Below are 23,077 nucleotides of genomic sequence, written 5' to 3' on the forward strand. Positions count from 1 at the left end.
TGATCTACTTGTTGGGCATCTTGTCGTAGGCGGTTTGCTGGATCTCGAGGTAGCGCTTGAGGCCGAGGCCGTCGAGGCCCTTCACGTAGGCGTCCCAGTCGGTGTCGATGTTCTTCGAACCGGTGACGAACTGGAGTGCGTTCTGCTGCACGTAGCTGTCGATGTTGGTCTGCATCGTCGCGACCTCGTTCGCCAGGGACGGATCGATCCACACCTTCCAGTACGGGTAGATCTTGGCCTTGTCCTCGTGGCCGGCGTACAGCTTGGTCGCCTCGTAGAGCCGTCGCTCGTAGCCCGCCTGGGAGTAGAGGTCGGTGCTGATCGCCTCGGAGTTCCGGAACCTGGCCGTGTTGTTGTACTGCGCGAGCGCGCCCCAACCCGAGTTCGGCGGCTTGGTTCCGACCTTTTGCGGGATCTGCTTGAAGATCGGCGTCAGCGACTTGTCCAGCGCGACATCACCGGTCGCCGGCTTGGTCCAGGTCTTGCCTTCGGTGCCGAACTGGCCGTTGATCTGACCCTCGTCGGTGAAGATGTAGTCGAGCAGCTTGATCGCCTGGATCTGCTCCTCCTGCGTCGCCTTGCTGGTCAGTACGAACGTCGCACCCGGCGCGCTCGGGAAGTTGTAGCCGGTGAAGTTCGCGCCGTCCGGCCCGGTCAGCGGCGGTACGGCGTCGTACTGCTTGTCCCGTCCGTCCGGCGAACCGGTCGTGACGAAGATGCCCGGGTGCAGCACGGTCGCGGAGCCGAGGACGACCGTTCCGGCGTGATTGCCCTGCTGCTGCAGGGCGTCCGGGTTCTGGGTGAAGGCGCCCTTGTCGATCAGGCCTTCCTTGTAGAGCGAATTCAGGTACTTCAGGCCGGCCCTCCAGCCATCCTTGTTCGCCTGGATGTCGACCTTGCCGTCGGTCAGTACCAGTGTCGAGTTGTTGTTCCCGCTGGTGCCCTGCGGGTCGTAGATGAACGCGTTCATGAAGTACGGGATCAGCACGTCCCGCACGTCGGCACTGAGCGGGATCTCATCGGCCTTGCCGTTGCCGTTCGGGTCCTGGGTCTTGAACGCCTGCAGGACCTTGCGCATGTCCTCGGTGGTCTTCGGCTGCTCCAGGCCGAGCTTCTTCAGCCAGGCCGAATTCATCCACAGCTTGTCCTGGTACGTGCAGTGGAAGCAGTCGACCCACTGGGGTATCCCGTAGATCTTGCCGTCCGGCGCGGTCGCCATCGCCTTCCACTCCGGCGTGGCGTCCAGCGCCTTCTTGATGTTCGGCGCGTATTGATCGATCAACTGGTTCAGCGGTACGACGACACCCTGGGTCGAGAGCTTCAGCAGGTCGGTCTGGGTGAACTGGTCGACCCACGGGATCAGCAGATACAGGTCCGGATAGTCACCGCTGGCCAGCGAGATCTGCCGCTTCTCCTTGGCCGGGCCGCCGTCGAACGTCGTGTTCTGCCATTTGATGGTGAGGTTGAACTTCTCCTTCACAGCCTTCGTGAAGTCGTTCGTGGCCAGGTTCCAGTCGGCCGACTGCGGCGCGAACACATCGAGGGTGACCGCAGGATTCCCGGTGATCGTGGGCAACGGCTTACCCTGCTGATCCTCCGATCCGCCGCCACCGGAACAGGCGGCGAGCGTGAGTGCCAGGAGACTCAGGCCGGCGATCGCGGCACGCCTCCGCTTTGTGAACTGTACAGACATAGGTCCCTCACAGGGGTCGAGGTGATGCGGAGGATCAGCCCTTGACGGCGCCGATCATGATTCCCTTGGTGAAATAGCGCGCGACGAACGGATAGATCAGGAGCACCGGGACGCTGGCCACCACGATCAGCGAGTACTTGAGCAGATCGGCCAGTTGCTGACGTTGCAGCATGACGGATGCGTCGACGGCCCCACCGCCGGTGGTGTTGAGGATCAGGATGTTGCGCAGGACCAGCTGGAGCGGGAACAGGTCCGGGTTCTTGAGATAGATCAGCGCGTCGAAGTACGAGTTCCACTGCATGATCGCGTACATCAACGCGACCACCGCGATCATCGGCTTGGCCAGCGGGATCACCACCGACCAGAGAAACCGCAAGTCACCGCACCCGTCCAGCTCCGCGGCCTCGACCAGCTCCTCCGGGATCGCCGTACGGAAGTAGGTCCGGGCGATGATCACCTGCCAGACCCCGATCGCCTGCGGGATGATCAACGCCCACCGGGTGTCCAGCAGGCCGGCCGACTGAACCACCAGGTACGTCGGGATCAGGCCGCCGGTGAACAGCATCGTGAACAGGATCAACGTCATCACGACGTTCCGGCCGACCAGTGTGCGCCGCGACATCGGATAGGCGATCGCGATCGTCAGCGTGACACTGACGATCGTCCCGACCACCGTGTAGAACAACGAGTTCAGGTAGCCCTGGACGATCTGCGGGTTCTGGAACACCGCGTGGTACCCACGTAGCGAGAACTCCACCGGCCAGAACAGCACCCGCCCCGACGAGACCGCCGCCGGACTGCTGAACGAGCTGGCCACGATGTACAGCAACGGCAGCAGGACGACCGCGAAGAACACCGCCAGCAGCAGATACACACAGAACAGGAAGATCCGGTCGGTCCGCGGCTCGCGGATCCGGCGTGCCCGCGCCGCACGGCGCTCGCCTCTCTTGCTCGGCAGCGTTCTCGCTTCAGTCTGAGCGCTCATGACCACAATCCGTTCCCGGTGATCCGCTTGGCGATCGTGTTGACCATCAGCAGCAGCACCAGGTTGATCACCGAGTTGAACAGCCCGACCGCGGTGGCGCCGCTGAAGTCCGCGTTCAGCAGACCCGTCTTGTACACATAGGTGGCGATGATCTCGGACTGGCTCAGGTTCAGCGGGTTCTGGAACAGGAACGCCTTCTCGAAGCCGATCGCCATGATGTTGCCGACGGCAAGCACCAGGATGATCACAGCCGTCGGCATGATGCCCGGAAGATCCACGTGCCGAATCCGCTGCAAGCGGCTGGCACCGTCGATCCGGGCCGACTCGTGCAGCGCCGGATCGATGCCGGACAACGCGGCCAGGTAGATCACCGCGGAGTACCCGGTGGTCTGCCACACGTCGGACCAGACATAGATGTGCCGGAAGTAGTCCGGGTTCCCGAGGAAGTCGATCGCCGGGACCCCGAAGAAGCCCAGCCCCTCGTTGACGATGCCCAACCGCGGCGACAACACCAGGATCGTCATCGACACGACCACGACCGTGGAGATGAAGTACGGCGCGTACGTCACCATCTGCACCGTCCGCTTGAACACGCCGGTGCGGATCTCGTTCAGTGCCAGCGCGAGGATGATCGCGATCGGAAAGCTCGCCGCGACGGTGTAGACCGACAGGATGAAGGTGTTCTTCACCAGGGTCCAGAAGACCGGGTTGTGGAAGAACAGGTCGAAGTTCTGCCAGCCCACCCACGGGCTTCCCCAGATGCCCTTGATCACGTTGAAACTCTTGAAGGCCAGGACCGCGTTCGACATGGGGATGTACTTGAAGACCGCGAACCAGATCAGCGGCACGACCATCAGCAGGTACAGCGTCCAGTGCCGTTGAAGGCTGCGCCGCAGCCCCTTGATACCGGGGCGCTCCCGTCCCCGTCGTCGCCTGGGCCGTGCTGGTGTCTCACCGGCCGGTGGCCGGATGGTGGTCAGGGTTGCCATGAAACCTCCTCGTCCAAGCCGGCGATCAACTCGAGCTCACGCGGTGGCCGACGCCGGCCGTCAACCTGACCGGCATCCGATCGTCGCCGTGGCGTACGACCCGCTCCTGATCCCGATCGGCGGTCAGGACCGCTTCGGCGCCGCGTGGCGTCCAGGCGATGTCGACGGTGACCCCGCCACGAGCCCTCAGACCCGTCACCCGCCCGCTCGGCCATTCGGCGGGCAGAGCGGGCAGCAGTTCGATCTCGCCGGTATGACTGTGCAGCAGCATCTCCGCAATTCCCGCCGTCGCACCGAAGTTGCCGTCGATCTGGAAGGGAGGATGTGCACAGAACAGATTCGGGTAGACGCCCGCGCCGCTGCCAGGTCTCCCGGTCGCGGAGTCGTCCGCGGGCCTCAGGAACGCCTGGACCAGGCGGTGTGCCGCTGCCGCATCGCGAAGACGTGCCCGCAGGTTGATCTTCCACGCCAGCGACCAGCCCGTGGCCTCGTCGCCCCGCAGGTCCAGCGTCCGTGCCGCCGCGGCCGCACGGACCGGTGTGCTGTCCGGTGTGATCGCATCGCCTGGATGCAGACCGACCAGGTGCGACATGTGCCGGTGATGGGGATCTTCTTCGAGCAGGTCAGACGCCCACTCCTGCAGCTGTCCCCGCGCGCCGACCGATGGCTCGGGCAGCCGCTTGCGGGCAGTGGACAGCTCACCGACAAGGGGATCGACGACATCGAGCAGCTCGGCCGCCTGCTCGACCCGCTGGAAGAGGTCCGAGATGAGGGCCAGGTCCATGGTCGCCGACCAGGTCACCGATGCGGGCCGGCCGTCGTCGGCAATGTAGTCGTTCTCCGGTGACGTCGACGGCGCCGTACCGAGGGTGCCGTCGGGCAGCTCCACCAACCAGTCGAGGCAGAACTCCGCGGCCCCGAGCAGCACGCGCCACGACTCGCCGAGGAACTCCAGATCGCCGGTGAACGCGTAGTGGTCCCACAGATGGCGGGCCAGCCAGGCACCTGCCATCGGCCAGTTCGACCACCGCGGATCCCCCTCGACCGGGAACGACCAGCACCATGCGTCGGCGTTGTGGTGCGCGGTCCATCCACCACAGCCGTACCGTTCGCCGGCCGTCGTCCGTCCCGCCTGGGCGAGCTGACCGATGTAGCGGAGGAGCGGTTCGTGACACTCCGACAGGTTGGTCGTCTCCGCCGGCCAGTAGTTCATCTCGGTGTTGATGTTCACCGTGTAGTTGCTGCTCCATGGCGGCCGCAGGATGTCGTTCCAGATCCCCTGCAGGTTGGTCGGCAGGCCACCCGATCGTGAACTCGCGATCATCAGGTAGCGGCCGTAGTTGAACAGCAGCGCAGCCAGTGCGGGGTCCTCGACGTCGGCCGCGCCCGCGACCCGCAGGTCGGTCGGCAGCTCGCCATGCCCCGCCGGGCCGGCCAATTCCAGCGACGAACGACGGAACAGGCGCTGGTGATCCTCGCGATGATCAGCCAAGAGTTCGCCGTACGCGCGATCGCGCGCCGCGAGCACCGTCTGATCCGCGGCGGCCCAGCACTCCGCCGCCGATCTAGTCGGTGAGGTCGACGGCCCGGCGTACCCAGTGCCGGTGGAGAGGATCAGGGTGACTTCGGTGGCGTCCTCGACCGTGAGCTCGGTTTCGACGGCGCGGATCTCCCCGTCGCTCGAGGCGCGCAGCGCGATGGCCGCTGCCATGCCGCGATCCGCGCCTTCGGAGTACCGAATCGGCTCCGGGACATCGCGATGCGGAGGAGCGACATCGGCCGGAGCCTGCAGCAACAATCCGAGCCCGTCCTCGACTGCGTGTACTCGCGACTGCAGTTGCGATGTCAACCGGCACGTCAGTGCCAGTACCGGCTCGGACGCCGTCATTCGCACAACCAGGACACCGTCCGGCGCACTGACGAAGGCCTCCTGCCGCACCACCACTCCGCCGATCTCGAACTCCGCCGTTGCGGTCGCGGCGTCGAGATCGAGCTCCCGCCGGTACTGCGCGACATCGCCGGGCGCAGGTGTCGTGCCATCGACGCGAACCTCCACGAGGAGGTCACCCAATGGCAGGTAGGCCTGGCAGTAGCCGGAGTGAAAGCCGCCGGCCAACTCGTGCGCCCGGCGGATGTCGCCGGCCCTCAGCGCGTCGCGCAGAGTCTGCACCGCCTCGGCGCCGGTCGCACCGAGCGGAGTCGACAACAACCGCGCGGTCTCCGGACCGCCCGACCACAGAGTTTCGTCGTTCAGCCCGATCCGGTCTCTGCCGACACCCCCGAAACACATCGCGCCGATCCGGCCGTTGCCGAGCGGCAGCGCCTCCAACCACGTTCCGGCGGGCCGGTCGTAGTACAAGCGCTGCACGCCGGACCGGTCCGAGCTCACCAGGTTGCCCATACTGCAGTCCTCCGTCGACAAGACGAGGTATTAATCCCACGAATTTCCGGGATCGTAGCGCTGTCGCCGCGATTGGTCCATACTTAACGCCATTGAACCAGCAGAAAGATCCCATCTCTATGGGACGGAGTGAGGGGCCGCCATGCCACGCATCACCTCGGTCGAGGTTGTCGACGTCCGCTTCCCGACGTCGCTGACCCTCGACGGTTCGGACGCGATGAACAAGGACGGCGACTACTCAGCGGCATACGTCCTCCTGCACACCGACGCTCCGGGCCTGTCCGGACACGGCTTCACCTTCACCATCGGACGGGGCAACGACCTGTGCGCCGCGGCGGCAGGGCAACGCGCCCAGCCGCTGGTCGGTCGTGACGTCGACGAGCTCTGCGGCGACCTCGGCGGCATCTACCGGGAGCTGCAGTCGGACAGCCAACTGCGGTGGCTCGGCCCGGACAAGGGTGTCGTCCATCTCGCGTTGGCCGCGGTGATGAATGCGGTCTGGGACCTCGCCGCCCGACGGGCCGGCGTACCACTGTGGCGACTGCTGTCGGAGATGTCACCCGAGGAACTCGTCGAGGTCGCGGACCTGCGCTACCTGAGCGACGTCCTGACGCCCGATCAGGCCGTCACCCTCCTGGCCGGGCAAGAAGCGGGCCGAAAGCAACGAACCGAGCAGCTCGAGGAGTCCGGCTACCCGTGCTACACGACCTCCGCCGGGTGGCTCGGATACTCCGACGCCAAGCTGCGCAGGCTCTGCGAAGAAGCCGTTGCCTCAGGCTACAAACACGTCAAACTCAAGGTCGGCGCCGACCTGGACGACGACATCCGGCGCTGCGGCATCGCCCGTGAGGTGCTCGGTCCGGACGGTCACCTGATGATCGATGCGAACCAGGTATGGGACGTCCCGGAGGCGATCGAATGGGTCAAGGCGCTGGCCGAGTTCGACCCGCTGTGGATCGAGGAGCCCACCAGTCCCGACGACATCCTCGGTCATGCCGCGATCCGCAAGGCCGTGGCACCCATCGGCGTCGCCACCGGCGAGCACGGGATGAACCGGGTGCTGTTCAAGCAGATGTTCCAGGCCGGCGCCATCGACTACTGCCAGCTCGACGCCGCCCGCCTCGGCAGCGTCAACGAAGTACTCGCGGTCTACCTCCTCGCCGCCTGGTTCGACGTACCGGTCTGCCCGCACGCGGGTGGTGTCGGTCTGTGCGAACTCGTACAGCACCTCGCGGTCTTCGACTACATCGCCGTGTCGGGCAGTCTCGAGCGCCGCGTCACCGAGTACGTCGACCACCTGCACGAACACTTCGTCGACCCCTGCGTGGTCCGGGCCGGCGCGTACGTGCTTCCGACCGCCCCCGGCTACAGTGCCGAGATGCACAGGGAGTCACTTCAGACCTACCGGTTTCCGGACGGCACCTACTGGACGGCACGCGCGGAACAGGACCCGCTTCCATGACCCCCGGCAAGCTGGCCGAGAGATCTCGCACACCTGGCGTCTCGCAGACCGATGTCGTCATCGAGGGCATCCGGCAGATGATCATCGACGGCGCGCTCCGGCCAGGCGACCGGCTTCCCGTCGAGAAGGACCTCGCCGCGGTACTGGGGGTCTCCCGGAATCCGCTGCGCGAAGGGGTCCGCGCGCTGTCGATGATGGGAGTTCTCGAGACCCGGCAAGGTGACGGTACCTACGTCACCAAGCTGGATCCGTCGATGCTGCTCGCACCGATCGGATTCGTCGTCGACCTGCAGGACGGCAGCGGAACGCATCACTTGCACGCAGTACGCCGCGTCCTCGAGATGGAGGCCGCCGCCCTGGCGGCGCAACAGATCGCACTGGCAGAGCTCGAGGCCGCTGCCGAGCTGTTGCGTCACAACGAGGCCGAGCTGAGGCTCGAGGAGCCCAATCACGAGACAGTGATCGAGAACGACATCGCCTTTCACCGCATCATCGCGGACGCGGCCGACAATCCGGTTCTGGCAGCGCTGATCAACGCGCTGGGTGGACGGACGATGCGCGACCGGCTGCGCCGATCGATCACGCAGCCCGGCGCCGACGAGACGGCCCACGCGGAACACCTCTCGATCCTCGCCGCGCTGACGGCGCACGACCCCGACCGGGCCCGGATCCGCATGGCCGCCCACCTGTTCACGGTCGAGGACTACCTCCTCGAGACCCGCCGCGGAACCGACGACGAAACGAGAGCTGTGGATGAATCTCCTGCGCTGGAGCAGCCCTGAGTTGACCCTGACCTTCGCTCTCGACGACGGTCCGGTGCGACTGATCGGCGTACGCGAAGCCTCCCGACCGGACGGCGAGGATCTGGTTCCCAGCCAGCCGTTGGTCGAGGTGTCCGCCGTCGGACACGGACTCTCGCCGAGCACCTACCGGCATGTCGACAGCACCCTCGGGCAACAGTTGCGCTACGTCCGCCACGAGGAGACCGGGGCGACGTTGCGCATCATCCAGGACGATCCAGGTACGGGTCTGCGCGTCACCAGCGTCTTCGACGCGCGGGCCGGCGTACGTGCTTGGTCCGAAGCCTCGATGACAGGCCCGGGCACGCTCGAGCTCACCTTCCTGTCGTCCCTGGTCGTCGGCCTCCCATCGGTCGATGCCGAGCTGCACTCCGCTGCCAACAGCTGGATGGCGGAGAACCGATGGTCAGCCAGATCGCTGCGCTCTGAGACGCTGGCGGACATCGTCAGCGACGCGCATAGTCATGTCGCCAGAAGCCGGCATGCGGTGACGAGCGCCGGCTCATGGTCGACCGGGGAGCATTTGCCCGTGGGCGTTCTCATCGGTCGGAGCACGCCGTACGCCCTCGGGTGGCAGATCGAGCACAACGGACCGTGGCACTACGAGATCGGCGAAAGCCGGTACGGCGGCTACCTGCTGCTGAGCGGTCCGACCGATCAGGAGCACCAATGGAGTATCGAGCTCACCGCCGACACGCCCTTCACCACAGTGCCGGTCTCGCTCGTCGCCGGGACGGACCGGGACAGTGTGTTCGCTGCCCTGACCCGGCAACGTCGCGCGATACGTGACCGGCGCCCGGTCGACGACCGGGCGCCGGTCGTCTTCAACGACTACATGAACACCCTGCTGGGCGATCCGACGACGGAGAAGTTGCTCCCCCTCATCGACGCCGCGGCCGAGGTCGGGGCGGACTACTTCTGCATCGACGCCGGTTGGTACGCCGAAGGCGACTGGTGGAACACCGTTGGAGCCTGGCAGCCGTCGGCCACCCGCTTCCCGAACGGGCTGGCCGAGGTGATCGACCGGATCCACTCCCACGGCATGGTTCCCGGCCTCTGGCTCGAACCCGAGGTGATCGGCGTCCGCTCGCCGATCGCCCACGAACTACCCGACGACGCGTTCCTCACCCGGCGCGGCGTCCGGGTCGCCGAATCCGGCCGCTATCTGCTCGACCTGCGCAGCACCGTCGCCCGGGCGCACCTCGATCAGACCGTCGACCGGCTGGTCCGCGAGTTCGGCATCGGCTTCTTCAAGTTCGACAACAACACGATGACGGGTCCCGGCACCGACAAGCGTGGTACGTCGCTCGGCCACGGACTGCTCGAACACCAACGAGCACTTCTCCGCTGGCTGGACGATCTTCAGACGCGCCACCCCGACCTGCTGATCGAGAACTGTGCGTCGGGCGCGATGCGGATGGACTACGCGATGTTGTCCCGGCTGCACCTGCAATCGACCTCGGACCAGGAACATCCGTTGCTCTACGCACCGATCACCGCAGCCGCGCCGGCCGCCGTACTCCCCGAACAAGCCGGCCACTGGGCTTACCCGATCAGCGGCAGCACCCGCGAGGAATTCACCTTCGCGCTCGTCAACGGCATCCCCGGCCGCCTCTACCTGTCCGGCCACCTCGACCAGATGACGCCGACCGAGGTCGACCTGATCCGATCAGCCCTGGCCGCGCATCGCGCCATTCTCGACGATCTCGACACGCTCGTCCCCGCCTGGCCGCTCGGACTCCCGACCTGGACCGATGACTGGATCGCCCTGTCCCTCAACGGCCCAGACAGCTCCTACCTGACCGTCTGGCACCGCACCACAGGCCCATCCACCGTGACCCTTTCCCTCCCCCGCTCGAGGATCGATCCCCACTTCCCCACCGAGGGCACCGAGGCCACCGCCTGGACCTACACCTGGACCGACGACACCCTCACCATCACCGCGAACACCCCCGAGCCCTCCGCCCGGGTCCTGCGCCTGACACGGTCATAACGGTCGAGGGGGTGCTGTGCTCTCCCGGACGGTGAGTGACGTGGCCAGCTCGATGCGGCGGGCTTCGCCGGCGTCGCTTCCACCGTCGATGATCACCTGCACCGCCATCCGCGCGCTGATCGCAACTGTGCGTCACATCATATCGACACGCGACGTCACCGATCACACTGATCCTTCACACCAGCCGCGCGTTGAACAACCAACCCCGGATGTGGCAGGCAAGACGCAGAGGAGTCGGCCGAACAGCAGACGGCGGCTGAGTTGGTGTGGCCGGCCAAGGAGCACGCTCTCTGCTCGCGCTTCGGACAGCTTCGTCACCCTTTCGTAGCGCCGCCAAGGAGGCCTTTGACGAAGTGTCGTTGGAAGAAGAGGAAGAGGACGACGACGGGGGCGGTCGCCAGCACCATGAAGGCGAACACCGCGCCGTAGTCGGAAACGTGCTCGCTGATCTGACGGTACATTCCGACCGTCACGGTCGTTCCGTTGGCCGGCCCGAGGATAATCAGCGGCGTAATGAAGTCGTTCCACACTCCGACCGCGGTGAAGATCACCACGCTGGCGGCGGCAGGTCGCAGCAGAGGAAAGACGACCGCGAAGAACGACCGGATCGGGCCTGCGCCGTCGATCGCGGCTGCTTCCTCCAGTTCGAGCGGGATGCTTTTGATGAAGCCCATGAACAGGAGGACTCCGAATGGCACGTTCCACGCGATGTTGACGAGGATCAGTCCGGGCAGCGTCGTCATCAGATGCAGCGACAGCAGGATCTTGGTGACAGGTTCCAGCGTGACCGCCATCGGGATCGTCAGGCCGATGACGACCAGTACCGTCAGCAGCTTGGCAGCGCGGGTTCTCGATCGGACCAGATAGTGCGCCAGCATCGCGGACAGGACCGTCGACGCCGCAACCGACAAAGCGGTGACCTGCACGCTGTTGATCAGCCCCGACCAGAACAGCCGATCGGGCCGGTCGAGCACCGCCGACAGGTTCGACAGCGTCGGCGGCAGCGGCAACCTGCCGGGCCGCGAGAAGATATCCCCACTGCGCTTGAACGTGTTCGTGAGCACGAGGTAGACCGGCAACGCGAACACCGACGTGACCGCCAGCGCAGCGATCGTCCGTGTCGCTCCGCGGCCTCGGCCCGGCAACGGCGTCTCCGTGCTCGCCGGCTGACCCTTGCCGGGCCTCATCGCTCGAGCTCACGGCGTTGGAGGACGCGCAGGACGAGAGTCGAGACGAGAGCGATCAGGACCAGCATGACCGTGGCCTTTGCCGCGCCGTAGCCCACGTGAGGTCCGTTGACACCCGTCTCGACCACGTCGAACGCCAGCGTGTAGGTGGTGCCGACGCCCGGCCCTCCGTTCGTCATCACCTTGACCTGGTCGTAGGTTTTGAATCCGCCGATCAGGAGCAGCACGGTCGTGATGGTGACAGCGGGCGCGAGCAGCGGCCAGGTCACTGCCCGGAACTGCTGAACCGCACCCGCGCCATCGATGGTCGCCGCCTCGACCAGTTCCCGAGGTATGCCCTGCAACCCGGCCAGGTAGATCACCACACACACCCCGAGGCTCTGCCAGCAGATGATCGACGCGATGCTGTACAACGCGATCCCGGGGTCCGACAGCCAGCCAGGTGGATGCGCGACCCCGAGGCCGCGCAGGATCTGGTTCAGCAGGCCGTCATTGGTGAGGACGGCCTCCCAGATGACTCCCACGACGACAGACGACAGCACCACCGGGATGAAGAAGACCGCTCGCATCACGTTGAATACCCAGCCGCGATGGTCCAGCAGCAGCGCGATGCCGAGACCGACGACGTTCGGTACCACGGTGACGATCAAGGTCAGGATGACGGTGTTGCGCAGTACCTGCAGGTATGCAGGGTCCTGGAACAGGTTGAGGTAGTTGCGCAGCCCAATGAAGCTGGTGACCGGACGGAACTGATTGCTGTCGGTGGTGCTGGTGCCGATGGCCATCACCATCGGCACCAGCACCAGTCCGATATAGATGACGGCGGCAGGTACTGCGAACACCAGGAAGTGAAGTGCCTCGCCAGTTCTGCCCGCCCGCCGAGGTCGCGATCCGGGCGACTCCTTTCGTGGTCTCATGTCACGGCCGGTGCCGGCCTTCTGTCGGTCGCGGGTGTCGACTGCAGTGTCCATCCAAAGCCTCCAGCAGATACCAAGGGACCGGTCAGCGTGCCGCAGCCCACTGCTGGTCGAGGTAGGCCGCGAAGTCCTCCGCCGTCTTTCGGCCAGTCATCAGGTCGACGATCGCCGGGTTGAGCTTGTCCGAGAAGCCTGGGAGCAACGAGCCATCGCCCGACGTGTTCATCCAGGCCGGAACGATCGCACCGTCATGCTTCGCCTGCTGGTAGGCAGCGAGGGTCGCCCTGTACATCGGGCCGGTGTCCGACGGGGGCGTGTAGCCCTTGATACCGACGATCAGTCCGTCGGTCCGGACGCTGTTGTCGAGGTTCTCCTTGTCCTTCGAGAAGGCCAGAGCCCACTTCTTGGCCAGGTCGACGTTCTTCGCGTGGGAGTTCACCATCAGTCCCCCACCGGTGACAACCGGAACGATGTTCTTGCCGTCGTCGCCGGGCCAGCCGAACAGGCCGGCACCGAACTTGGGCGGCGTCTTGTCGAGCGTCGCCGAGAACCAGGACCCCATCGGATACATCGCGGACTTGCCGTCCAGGAAGGCCTGGCCGGAATCCGCGTACGAGCGGCTCAGGCCGGCCTTGTCGATGTATCCCTTGGCCACCAGCTCGGCAACCTTCTTCGTCGCGCCGACGAAGGCCGGGTCGGTGAACTTCACCTTCTCGTCGGTGCGCTGCTGGAACCAGTCCGGGTCTTTGGTCAGTACGTCGGTGGCAACGGTCGCCCCGAGGCCGAAGGCACCCGCCCAGGTGTCCTTGCCACCGGCACCGATCTCGATCGGGACGATGCCCGCGGCCTTCAGCTTCGCGCAGGCGTCCAGGAATTCCGGGTAGGTCCTGGGCGCGGCCGTGACACCGGCCTTGGCGAACAGATCCTTGTTGTAGTACACGAGCGGGATCGGCTGCACGTTGTACGACAGGGCGTAGGTCTTCCCGCCGATCGCCCCTGCCGTCGGGTCCTCGAAGTCCTTCATCTCTTCGGGGGACCACTCGGCGAGTTCACCCTTCTCGGCGAACCCGTTCGGCGAGATGCTGGTCATGATGTCCGGCGCCTGGCCCGATGCGTACAACTGCTGCAGGTACGCCGTGGAGTTCTGGCCGACCAGCTTCTTGATCGTGACGCCCGGGACCTGTGCGGTGGCACGGGCGATCGCGGCATCCCAGTAGGCCGGCGTCAGGTTGGGATTCTCGAACGTGAGGAAGGTCAAAGTGACGTTCTGCGAGCCGGACTGGCCGGCGCCCGCGGTACTGCCGGCAGTACACGCGCTCAGCGCCAGGGTGACCGTAGCGGCCAGTGCAGTGGCCACGACACGCCTGCGTGAGATCGACATCGGTGTTGTCTCCGTTCATTGGATTGCAGAGGGTTCGCGACGGTGCTCGCGAAAGAACGAGTTACGTCGCGGACGTCAGCGGTCCAGGACGCTGACGACGGCTGTCGGCTTCAGCGGCGTTCCCGCGACCGTGCCGGTGGCGGTGAACCAGCCTGCCTTGGCGACCATGTCCGGGGTGACCGGATCCCAGGTCACAGCTACTGGACCGGTGGAGCCGTCGCTGTAGACAGCCCCGGTCTGCGCCGGCAGGGCCGGGAGTTCGCCGACCTTCGTGTCGACGGCGACCGACGTGAAGTCGACGACGGACTTCGGCTCCTGTACTGCGAACACGCCGAACTCGGCCAGCCCGCATTCCGCCCCGCTCGGATTGTTGTAGGCGTTGTCAGGATCGATCGTGAACTTCACCCAGCTTGTCGTGACCGGAGCGTCGAGCTTCACGATGTTGTCCGGCTGACCGTCCCATTGGATACCGGTCACCCGCTTGCTGCCACCCTCCCATTCCAGCACGCCTTCCACGATCTGGTTGACCTCATGGCCGCGGTCGACGAGGTTGACCCGGTCGATCGTGACGGAAGCCGGGAACTGCAGCTTGATCCACGGGCTGTGGTCGGTCTGTTTGGCGGCCCATGACGTCGCCTTGTTGCCGTCCGTCGCCTTCGGGCCCAGGTAGCGGTCGTCCTGGGTGTTGCCGTCCGGTACGCCATTGCGATCGCGGACGGAAGAGACCGTGACTGTTGCCGAGCCCGCAATGTTGTCGGAGAGCGCCGTGATCGCCACCGGGTTCGACTCGACCGGTACGCCGTCCAGCGTCACGACTGCCTTCGCCGTGGCCTGGAACCCGCTCGTGATCGGCTCCTTCAGCATGATCGTGTTACTGCCCGGCACAGTCTGGAGTCTGCTGTCGCTGAGGATGTACTCGGTCTTCGCCTTCGAAAGGTTCGCCTTCTCGCCGGTGTTGAGCGTTCCCTCGATCGCACCGACGGCCGGTGCGTTCACCTTGACCGAGCTGTTGCTCAGCGCAAGCTTCACCTGTTTCAGGAAGGCGGGGAACGACATCCGTCCAGCCGCGTCCACGTCGACGTAGAAGTAGTCCTCGGCCCGGTACCCGGCCAGCTCCGCGGAGACAGTGATTCGTGCCCGCCCCGCAGCACCGGATGACAGCACCCGGTCGGCACCGACGCCCACAACGGACGGGTTGTCACTGGTGACCGTCAGGTCGGCGTCCCTCAAGTCGAGTGGTGCTCCCAGGAACGAGGAGCCCTTGACCTCGATCGTCGCCGTACGGCCGTCCGTCGCGGCCTTCGGTTGCAGCTGGACGCTGCCGAGCGCGGTCAGGTCTCGCAGTGAGAACACCCGGACGTCCAGCACATCGACCGGGCTGCCGCCCTGCCCGCCGCCGGGGAAGGAGATCCTGACATACCGGGCGTGCACGCTGGGCTTGGCCGGATCGACCGGATAGTTGTAGTAGAGGCCGTCCTGCTCCCATCCGTACAGCGTGGTGTCATTGCCCGGAACGGCAAGCGTGTTTCTCGCAGTCGGTAGCCCGGCGCCGGACACTGTGTTCGTCTCGTTGCCGGCGGTCCAATGCTCGCCGTCCTCGCTGTACTCGATCTTCACCTTCTTCGGCACGTTGTAGTACGTGACGTTGTCGGCGTTCGGCATGTGGTGATTGAAGAAGATGTTGACCCGCGAGAGGTCCTGCATCTTGCCCAGGTCGTAGGTGATGGCTGCATTCTCGTCGCCGGCGGGCGCCGTCCACTTCGCCAGGTTGCCGCCGGTCGCGTCGTTGATTGTGCCGTCGGACAGGAGCTTGGCATGCGCGCTGTCGGTGGTCACCTTCGGCGTGATGCCTGCGGCCACGTCGGAGTCCGGGAGCAGCGTGATGTAGTTCCGCGTCGAGGTGTATGTCTTCCCATCCACCGTGACGTCGGCCCAGTAGCTGTACATCGTCGGTGCCGGCACCTTGTCGATGAACCGCATTCTGTTGCCAGTGACAACGAAGGGCGACTGGTCGGCCGGGATCTCCGTAACCGTGATCTTGCCCGCGGCGTTGTCGCGCCGGCCGTCCACCGCCGCGTAGTGGAACTTGACGTTGGTGGCGTCGAGGACATCGATGTCGCCGCCCTTGCGGGTATAGCCCTTGAACGCAACCGGAACGTCCTTGTCGGTGCTGAACTGCCCCCAGAACTGCGCTCCGTTCGTCAACAGGTTCACGCCGACCAGTGGAAGGGCGGCGGAGATCGCCCGGTTCCGGACCTTGACCGGGTAGGTGTCCGTCATGACCTGCGGGCGGTTGATACCGTCGTCGTACGTCGATGTCACGGTGATGGTCGCCGTGCCGTCGCCGATCGGCCTGACCACGCCGGTCGCCGCGCTCACGGTGGCCACCAGCGGGTTGCTGCTCGTGTACTTGAGCTTCGCGGGAGCGAGGACGTTCGTGTAATTGTTCATGTAGCTCTCGGCCCGCAACTGCAGGCTGTCCGGCCCGGTCTGGCTGCTGAAGAGCTTGACACTCGTCATCTTGTACTTCCGGACCGGATTCGCGGTCCGGATCTTGATGATGGTGTCGATGGGATCCGCCGTGACATCGGAGGTGTCGATCGAGACGTAGTACTTGCCGTTCGACGCCTCCGTGGTGAACGGAAGCGAGCTGCCCTTGTTCAGCCACTGCACCTGCTGGACCGGGTAGTCGAAGGGGCCGAGGTTCCTCATCGCCGACTGGCCGGTGAAGCCCGTCTTCGCCGTCCCCTGGATCTGGTTCTTGACCATGTGCATGTACACGTACTGGTCGCGGGACATCGCGTAACCCCAGTCCGGACCCTGACCGTGGGCGATCGCCTTCTGCGGGTCGGTGTACCAGCCGGGCTTCAGGGTGTAGTCCATGGTGTACGGCGTGGTGCCGTACATCGACTCGCGCAGATCGGGTCCGCGCCCGTTGTCCATCCACTTCACGATCGACGACCGCATGTCCGACAGTTGCTGCGACGACACCGGCACCATCGAGAAGATGTTGGTGTTGTCCAGGTTGCTGCTCAGATTGTCCATGCCGCGGCTCACGGTGATGGAGGAGTCGTAGTTCATCACATAGCCATGGCCGTACTGGTTGATCAGTTCCTTCGTCGCCTCGGCCCAGTCGTCGCGTTCGTTGCCCTTGGCGTACTGCGTCCACACGTCCAGTGCTGTCGTGTACGGGTCGTTCCACTCTTCATGAGCCACCTTCCGGCCCTGTGGCAGGATCCCGGTGCTCCAACCGCCATCGGTGTACGGCTCGCTGTTCCAGAACGGGCGCTCGTGCAGCGTGATGTCCTGGTCGCCGGTCTGCGCGTTCGGGTTGGCGTCGATCAGCACGTGATCGTTGTAGTTGCGCGCGGAGCTCCAGGCGACATCCGGATTGGAGTAACTCTCCGGACCGCCGTCGGCGAAGACGTACCACGGGTCGTACCGCGCCACCAGGCCCTGGATGTCGCTCTCGAGGATCTCCGACCCTTCGTACAACGACGACACATAGACGCCGAACTTCAGGCCGTAGCGCTCGGCGGCCTGCTTCGCCTGAAGCACCCGGTCCTTCACGTGCCAACTGCCGTCCGAGGACTGGTACAAGGCGCTGTACTTGTACAACTTGTTCGAGTTGTCCGGCGTCAGGTTCGCGTTCGGCGACGGCCAGTAGTAGATGGTGTTCTGCAAGCTCTCGGTCGAGAGCATGGTCATGCCCATCTCTTTGGCGGTCTGAGCCCACTCGTCGTAGTTGAAGTTCGGGTCGTAGAGGTTCGGCATCGTGCCTGTGGTGTGTGACAGCGCCGACATCTTGCCGTCGATGAACCAATCGACCGGGTTCTTCTTGACCGTGATGGCGTACTGCTTCGTGGTGGTGGCGCCCGCCGCGTCGGTGGCCTTCACGGTGAAGGTGTAGTCCTTCTGCGATGCTCCGTTGGCGCCGTCCGCGACGGTGCCGTCGATGTGCCCGTCCGGTGCCAGCGTCAGGCCTGGCGGCAGCTGGCCGGCGACGATGGTCCAGGAGTAGCCGGGGCTTCCGCCCGCTGCCTGGAACGTGAACGGAGCCGCCTCTGGGGCGATGCTCGACGTGTTCCGGTTGCCGTCGATCGTCGCGACCATGCCGACGTAAGGGCTCTCGTCGTATGCGTACGGCAGCGTGTTGGACGGGTAGTCGTTGGCCGGAACCTCGGCGTTGCGCGCAGCGAAGGCCTGCCGATCGACGCTCAAGCCCTTCGTAACGATGCTGAGCTGGTTGCCCGCGACGTTCGGCCCGGTGACCGAGTAGGTCAGGCTGGGTACGGCGTTACCGGCGCTGTCGCCGATCCTCGTGTAGAAGCCGAGGAAGTTCTTGTTCTTGCCCGGGTTCTTGTGCTGGATCTCGATGAGCAGCTTGTTCCAGCCCTGATTCAGCTGAACCGGGTACTTCGTGCCGCTCTTGCTGACCCGGCTTGCGATCTGGTCCTGCCGCCCGACCGGGGCGTCGTTGGCGAACAAGCGGTACAGTCCCGATCCGCCGACCTGCCACTGCACGGTCTGTGCGGTGGGGCTGTAGACGTAGCTCGCAGCCGCCACCCACTTGTCGACCGTCGACTGCCCCTGCTTGACGTCGAAGTAGCCCATCAAGTCGTTGTAGTCGTCGTAGTTCCGGTTGAAGATCCGGTCGTCGAAGTACTGCCAGGTGGAGGTGTCCACGCCGATCGCTTCCGCGTCGGCGTAGGGACCGGACACCGCCCATTGGTTCAGGTACGGCGCGGTTCCGCCCGTCTGTGCCGCGTGTGCTTGCGGCTGGGCCAGCACGCTGCTGCCCGCGGCGAGACCGAGCGCGGTCATGGCCGCGAGTACGCCGTACCGGATCCTTCGTAAACTCTTCACGCTACCTCCTTCGAGTTGGCGGCGGTCAGGCCTTGATGCTTCCGGCGGACAGGCCAGATCGCCAGTAACGCTGCAGGACAAGGAATGCGAGGACGATCGGGATCGCCGAGATCAGCGATCCGGTCACCACCACGTCGTACCAGGGCTGATCGCGCAGTTGGCTGTTCCAGAAGTACAGGCCCAGCGTGAGCGGCCAGAGCTTGTCGTCGGCAAGCATCATCAGCGGCAGGAAGAAGTTGTTCCAGATGCCGACGAACTGGAACAGGAAGATCGTCACGAGCGCGGGCGACATCAGCCGGACGGCGACCGTGAAGAAGATCCGCAGCTCCCCCGCACCGTCCACCCGGGCGGCGTCGACGAGCTCGTCGGGTACGGACGCCGCAGCGTAGACCCGGGCGAGGTAGACCCCGAAGGGCGTGACGACGCTCGGGATCAGCACCGACCAGTACGAGTTGACGATGCCGGCGGACGAGGCGAGCAGGTAGAGCGGGAGGGCGAGCAAGGGCGGCGGGATGAGGACGGCGCCGACGACCACCCCGAAAATCACCTCCTGCCCCCTGAACGGGTACTTCGCCAGCGCATAGCCCGCCATCGCAGCCAGCAGGGTGGCCAGCGCGGCACCACCCCCGGAGTACAGCGCGCTGTTCAGGATCCAGCGGGCGAAGACGCCGTCGCTGTGCTCGAACACCTTGGTCAGGTTTCCGGCCAGGTGCAGGCTGGAGCCGAACCAGAATCCGCTGCTGCCGAAGAGGTCCCCGTTGGACTTCGTCGCCGAGACGATCAGCCACCACACCGGCAGCAGGAAGTAGCCCGCGACAGCGAGCAGAAGCACGGTGACGCTCAACTGCTGAACAGTGGATCCGCGACGGCCGTACTGCGCAGTGCTGCTCATGAGGATCCTCGATTGCTCAGCCGCAGGAAGCCGTACGACAGGACGAACGTCGCGACGGCCAGGACGACCGCGATCGCCGCGGCGAAGTTGTAGTCGTTGAGGCCGAACGCCGCCTGGTAGGACAGCATCACCGGGGTGTAGCTGTTACTGATCGCCGACGTCATCGGCCGGAGCACCATCGGCTCCCCGAACAGTTGCAGCGAGCCGATGATCGAGAACACGCCGGTCAGCGTCAGCGCCGGACGCAGCAGCGGGATCTTGATGTGCCAGGCAATCCGTAGCCCGGAGCAACCATCAACCTGGGCGGCCTCGAAGAGCTCCCGCGGTATCGCCTGCAAAGCCGTGTAGAGGATCAGCATGTTGTACCCGGTCCAGGACCAGGTCACGATGTTCCCGATCGAGAACAGGATCGTGTGCGCGGACAGGAAGTCGAGGTCGACACCGGCCTTCGCGCCGGCGCCGACCAACGGACTGATGCCGGGCACGTAGAGGAACGACCACAGGACGGCCGCGATGACTCCCGGAATCGCGAACGGCAGGAAGTACGCCAGCCGGAAGAACCGTCCGAACCGCACGGCCCGGGAGTCGAGCAACAATGCCAGGAGCAACGCCAGGCCGAGCATGACCGGCACCTGGACAAGCCCGAAGGCGACCGTCCGCCCTACCCCGCCGACGAACGCGTTGTCCGCGAACACCCGCGCGTAGTTGCCCAGCCCCGCGAACACGGTCCTGGGCGGTCCGAGCCCGAGGCCGGACCGCTGCTGGCGGAACAAGCTCTGGTAGCCGGCGTAGCTGATCGGAATCACGAAGACAGCCACGAACAACACCGAGAACGGCGCAAGCAGTACGCCGGCGGTCCGGTTACGTCGAGCCGCGAGCCGACTCGTCATTCGTGAACCTCGAGGCCCTTCGACTTCATCGCAGCCACGGTCTTGCCCTGCAGGAGATCCAGTGCGCTGGACAGGCTGGTCTTGCCGGCGTACGCGTTGCCGAGTGCTTCGCCCAGGTCGGCACCGAGCTGCGACTGTGTCGGTCCCCACTGCCAGCTCGTGTCGGTGTTCTGGGCCGCGGTGGCGAAGACCTTGAAGATGTTCTCGCCGCCGTAGTACTCGACGCCCTTGTTCACCTCGGGCAGTTCGAGTCCGGCCTTGGCCGCCGGGTAGATCCCGGTCACGTCGATCAGGTTCTTCAGGCTGGCGGCGTCGGTGCTCATCCAGGTCGCGAACTCGACGGCTTCCTTCTTGTTCTTGCAGCCCTTGAGTACGGCCGTGCTGGAACCACCTTCGTTGCCGAACTTCTGCTCACCGGCGCTCCACTGCGGCAGCGGAGCGACACCGAACTTGCCCTTCGCGGCCGGAGCGTTCTGCGCGATCAGCGGGTACAGCCAGACCGCGCCGATCGCAGTCGCGGTCTTCCCGGACTGCAGCGCGCTCCACCAGGCCGCGCTATAACCCTCGTCGGTGGTGTTCACCAGCTTCTTGTCCACCAGACCCTGCCAGTAATCGGCCACCTGCCTGGTCTCGGGACCGTTGATCGTGACCTTCCACGCGTCGCCCTCGGTGCCGAACCACTTGGCGCCCTTCTGCCAGGCCAGGCCGGGCAGGCCGGTGGCCTTGAGGTTCACGATGGAGGCCTTCGGATCGGCACTGTGCAGCTTCTCGGCTGCCGCGGCGTACTCGTCCCACGTCTTCGGCACCGCGATCCCGTACTTCTGGAAGACGTCCTTGCGGTAGTAGAGCGCCATCGGGCCGGTGTCCACCGGGATGCCATACGTCTTGTCCGCCACGCTCACCTGGTTCCAGGTCCACGGGACGAACTGGTCCTTGGCGGCGTCGGCCTCCGCGGTGACGTCCTCGAGTGCGCCCTCGAGCAGGAACGTGGGCACGGATTCGAATCCGACCTGGGCAAGGCACGGGGCATTGCCGGCTTTCACCGCCGAGAACATCTTGTCGTAGCCGCCCTGACCGCCGGACGGGAGCTTGTCGAACGTCACCTGCACGTCCTTGTGGGTGGCGTTGAACAGCTCGACCGACTTGTCGTAGCCGGGCGCCCAACCCCAGAACCCCAGCTTGACCGGGCCGCTCGCGGCCGGGGCGTCCCCCTCGGTCCCACCACCACATCCGGTCACGAGCAACGGCAGCGTCATGAGACTTGCCGCGACCTTCACGATCAGACGGCGGCGCCCGACTGCTGTCCTGTCCATTGTTGTCTTCCTTCTGTTCGAACTGACCTTGGGCAAAATCTCGTCACGCGTAGCCGATGCCGGGTGCGGTCGGAGCGCGCACCAGGCCGTCAGGGCCGACGGCCGGTTCGCGGACGATCGGGTTGGCGTAGACGAGGGACTCGTAGTACGAGGTGTTGGGGATGGCCATGCACAGGTGGGCGTTGACGATGTCTGAACCGTGCACCTCCGCGCGCAACTGGAAGCTGTCCGCGAGATGCGCGATCCGCATCGCGCCGGTGATACCGCCCTTGTACTGCGCACTGGTCCGCACGTAGCCCGCCGTACCGGCGGTGATGAAGTCCGCGACGTTCATGTGCGCCCCGTCGGAGGTCTCGGCGACCAGCAGCGGTACGTCGACACGCTCGGCGAGACGCCGGTACGCGGTAACTCCGAACTCCCGCATCGGCTCCTCGTACCAGGTGTAACCGACCTCCGACAGCGCTCTCCCGACGTAGACGGCATCGGTGAGGTCGAAGCCGGCGGAGCCGTCGTACATCAGCGGAACGTCGTCGCCGACGTGAGCGCGCAGCTTCTGGCACAGGTCGGCGTCGGCGCGCGCATCGCCCCAGCCATGCAGCTTGATCGCTTTGTACCCGGCCTCCAGGCACTGGTCGGCGACCTCGAGGTACTCCTCCACCGACGAGAACGTCACCGTGCTCGCGTACGCGGGGATGGCGTCCCGGAAGGTACCGAGCAGTTGATGAACCGGGAGGCCGGCGGCCTTTCCGGCCAGGTCCCACAATGCGACGTCGACCAGTCCGAGGGCGTAGATCGGAAGCTCCTCGATCCGGTCCAGCTCCCACAAGCGATGCCACAAGAGCTCTCGCCAGAGGGGATCCGCACCGATCAGGTCCGCGCGGATCCGGCGGTCGACGAGATCGGCCACGATGCGTCCGCGGCGGGTGTGCGCCTCCCCGGTGAGTCCCTCGTCGGTGTGGATCCGCAGGATGCCGCCGACCGCCGCCCCCTCCGAGCCGGGCAGTCCGGTCCGCCACCGAAACGACGGCTGCGCCGGGAGGTCGACGAGTTCCAGGGTCACGTCTGTGATTCGCATGGTGTCCTTCAAGGTGGGGAGGCGCGGTGCCCGCCGGAGCAAGATCAATCAGATCCATTTGGCTCAAGTTCGGCAAATTAGAGCAGATCCTTGGGGTTGACGCAATACATCACCGTGGACATACTCGACCCACCTCGAACGCCTACAGCGACCGCGATTCGGCGCACAGGGCGCGCGAGGGCAGAGGCCATCTCGCAACTGCAGGCCTCAATTCATTTCCCAAAGCATCAGAT

15 protein-coding genes are annotated in these 23,077 nt (G+C 65.4%); 3 read left to right on the plus strand and 12 right to left on the minus strand.

The genetic code is table 11. The features are described from left to right. Positions 1-4 precede the first annotated feature (4 nt). The 4 genes from OG558_RS40065 to OG558_RS40080 are packed head-to-tail and all read right to left on the minus strand — an operon-like array spanning position 5 to position 6,068. Entirely contained in the window at positions 5-1,693 is a 1,689-nt protein-coding gene (locus OG558_RS40065; protein WP_329479036.1) for an ABC transporter substrate-binding protein, read from the minus strand. A 34-nt stretch (positions 1,694-1,727) separates the two neighbouring features. Beyond that, positions 1,728-2,678, minus strand: coding sequence for a carbohydrate ABC transporter permease (locus OG558_RS40070; RefSeq protein WP_405067689.1), 951 nt, complete (start codon positions 2,676-2,678; stop codon positions 1,728-1,730). Continuing rightward, positions 2,675-3,667 carry an ABC transporter permease subunit gene (locus OG558_RS40075; RefSeq protein ID WP_329479041.1) on the minus strand — a complete coding sequence of 331 codons (993 nt, stop codon included), beginning with the start codon at positions 3,665-3,667 and terminating at the stop codon, positions 2,675-2,677. Before OG558_RS40075 ends, OG558_RS40070 begins: the two co-directional genes overlap by 4 nt. 25 nt (positions 3,668-3,692) lie before the next feature. Next, positions 3,693-6,068 carry a glycosyl hydrolase family 95 catalytic domain-containing protein gene (locus OG558_RS40080; protein ID WP_405067690.1) on the minus strand — a complete coding sequence of 792 codons (2,376 nt, stop codon included), beginning with the start codon at positions 6,066-6,068 and terminating at the stop codon, positions 3,693-3,695. Between the two features lie 142 nt (positions 6,069-6,210). On the opposite strand from OG558_RS40080, the gene OG558_RS40085 reads away from it, so the two are divergent. From OG558_RS40085 to OG558_RS40095, 3 genes are read left to right on the plus strand one after another with little or no spacing between them, the layout of a single operon-like run. Then, entirely contained in the window at positions 6,211-7,530 is a 1,320-nt protein-coding gene (locus OG558_RS40085) for an L-fuconate dehydratase (RefSeq protein WP_405067691.1), read from the plus strand. After that, positions 7,527-8,312 (plus strand): FadR/GntR family transcriptional regulator, encoded by a 786-nt coding sequence (locus OG558_RS40090; RefSeq protein WP_405067692.1) that lies wholly within the window; start codon positions 7,527-7,529, stop codon positions 8,310-8,312. The genes OG558_RS40085 and OG558_RS40090 overlap by 4 nt, the downstream gene beginning before the upstream one ends. Continuing rightward, positions 8,284-10,323, plus strand: a complete 2,040-nt coding sequence (locus OG558_RS40095) for a glycoside hydrolase family 36 protein (protein ID WP_405067693.1) — start codon at positions 8,284-8,286, stop codon at positions 10,321-10,323. Before OG558_RS40090 ends, OG558_RS40095 begins: the two co-directional genes overlap by 29 nt. A gap of 314 nt (positions 10,324-10,637) precedes the next feature. Here the strand turns inward: OG558_RS40095 and OG558_RS40100 are convergent, their stop codons facing one another. The 8 genes from OG558_RS40100 to OG558_RS40135 form a co-directional block, all read right to left on the minus strand. Then, positions 10,638-11,510, minus strand: coding sequence for a carbohydrate ABC transporter permease (locus tag OG558_RS40100; protein WP_405067694.1), 873 nt, complete (start codon positions 11,508-11,510; stop codon positions 10,638-10,640). After that, the gene (locus tag OG558_RS40105) at positions 11,507-12,352 is read right to left on the minus strand and encodes a carbohydrate ABC transporter permease (RefSeq protein WP_405067695.1); all 846 of its coding nucleotides are present in this window, start codon (positions 12,350-12,352) and stop codon (positions 11,507-11,509) included. Before OG558_RS40105 ends, OG558_RS40100 begins: the two co-directional genes overlap by 4 nt. Before the next feature lie 160 nt (positions 12,353-12,512). Continuing rightward, positions 12,513-13,784 (minus strand): ABC transporter substrate-binding protein, encoded by a 1,272-nt coding sequence (locus OG558_RS40110; protein WP_405067696.1) that lies wholly within the window; start codon positions 13,782-13,784, stop codon positions 12,513-12,515. 99 nt (positions 13,785-13,883) lie between these two features. Continuing rightward, on the minus strand, positions 13,884-18,674 hold the full coding sequence (locus OG558_RS40115) for a discoidin domain-containing protein (protein ID WP_405067697.1): 4,791 nt from the start codon (positions 18,672-18,674) through the stop codon (positions 13,884-13,886). A gap of 25 nt (positions 18,675-18,699) precedes the next feature. Then, positions 18,700-19,566, minus strand: a complete 867-nt coding sequence (locus OG558_RS40120; protein WP_405067698.1) for a carbohydrate ABC transporter permease — start codon at positions 19,564-19,566, stop codon at positions 18,700-18,702. Then, a complete protein-coding gene (locus tag OG558_RS40125; protein ID WP_405067699.1) occupies positions 19,563-20,456 on the minus strand; it encodes a carbohydrate ABC transporter permease in 894 nt (297 codons plus the stop codon). The genes OG558_RS40120 and OG558_RS40125 overlap by 4 nt, the downstream gene beginning before the upstream one ends. After that, positions 20,453-21,769, minus strand: a complete 1,317-nt coding sequence (locus OG558_RS40130; RefSeq protein WP_405067700.1) for an ABC transporter substrate-binding protein — start codon at positions 21,767-21,769, stop codon at positions 20,453-20,455. Before OG558_RS40130 ends, OG558_RS40125 begins: the two co-directional genes overlap by 4 nt. 43 nt (positions 21,770-21,812) lie before the next feature. Beyond that, positions 21,813-22,844, minus strand: coding sequence for an enolase C-terminal domain-like protein (locus OG558_RS40135; RefSeq protein WP_329479068.1), 1,032 nt, complete (start codon positions 22,842-22,844; stop codon positions 21,813-21,815). Positions 22,845-23,077 lie beyond the last annotated feature (233 nt).

This window comes from Kribbella sp. NBC_01510, from assembly GCF_045040325.1.
Taxonomy (GTDB): Bacteria; Actinomycetota; Actinomycetes; order Propionibacteriales; family Kribbellaceae; genus Kribbella.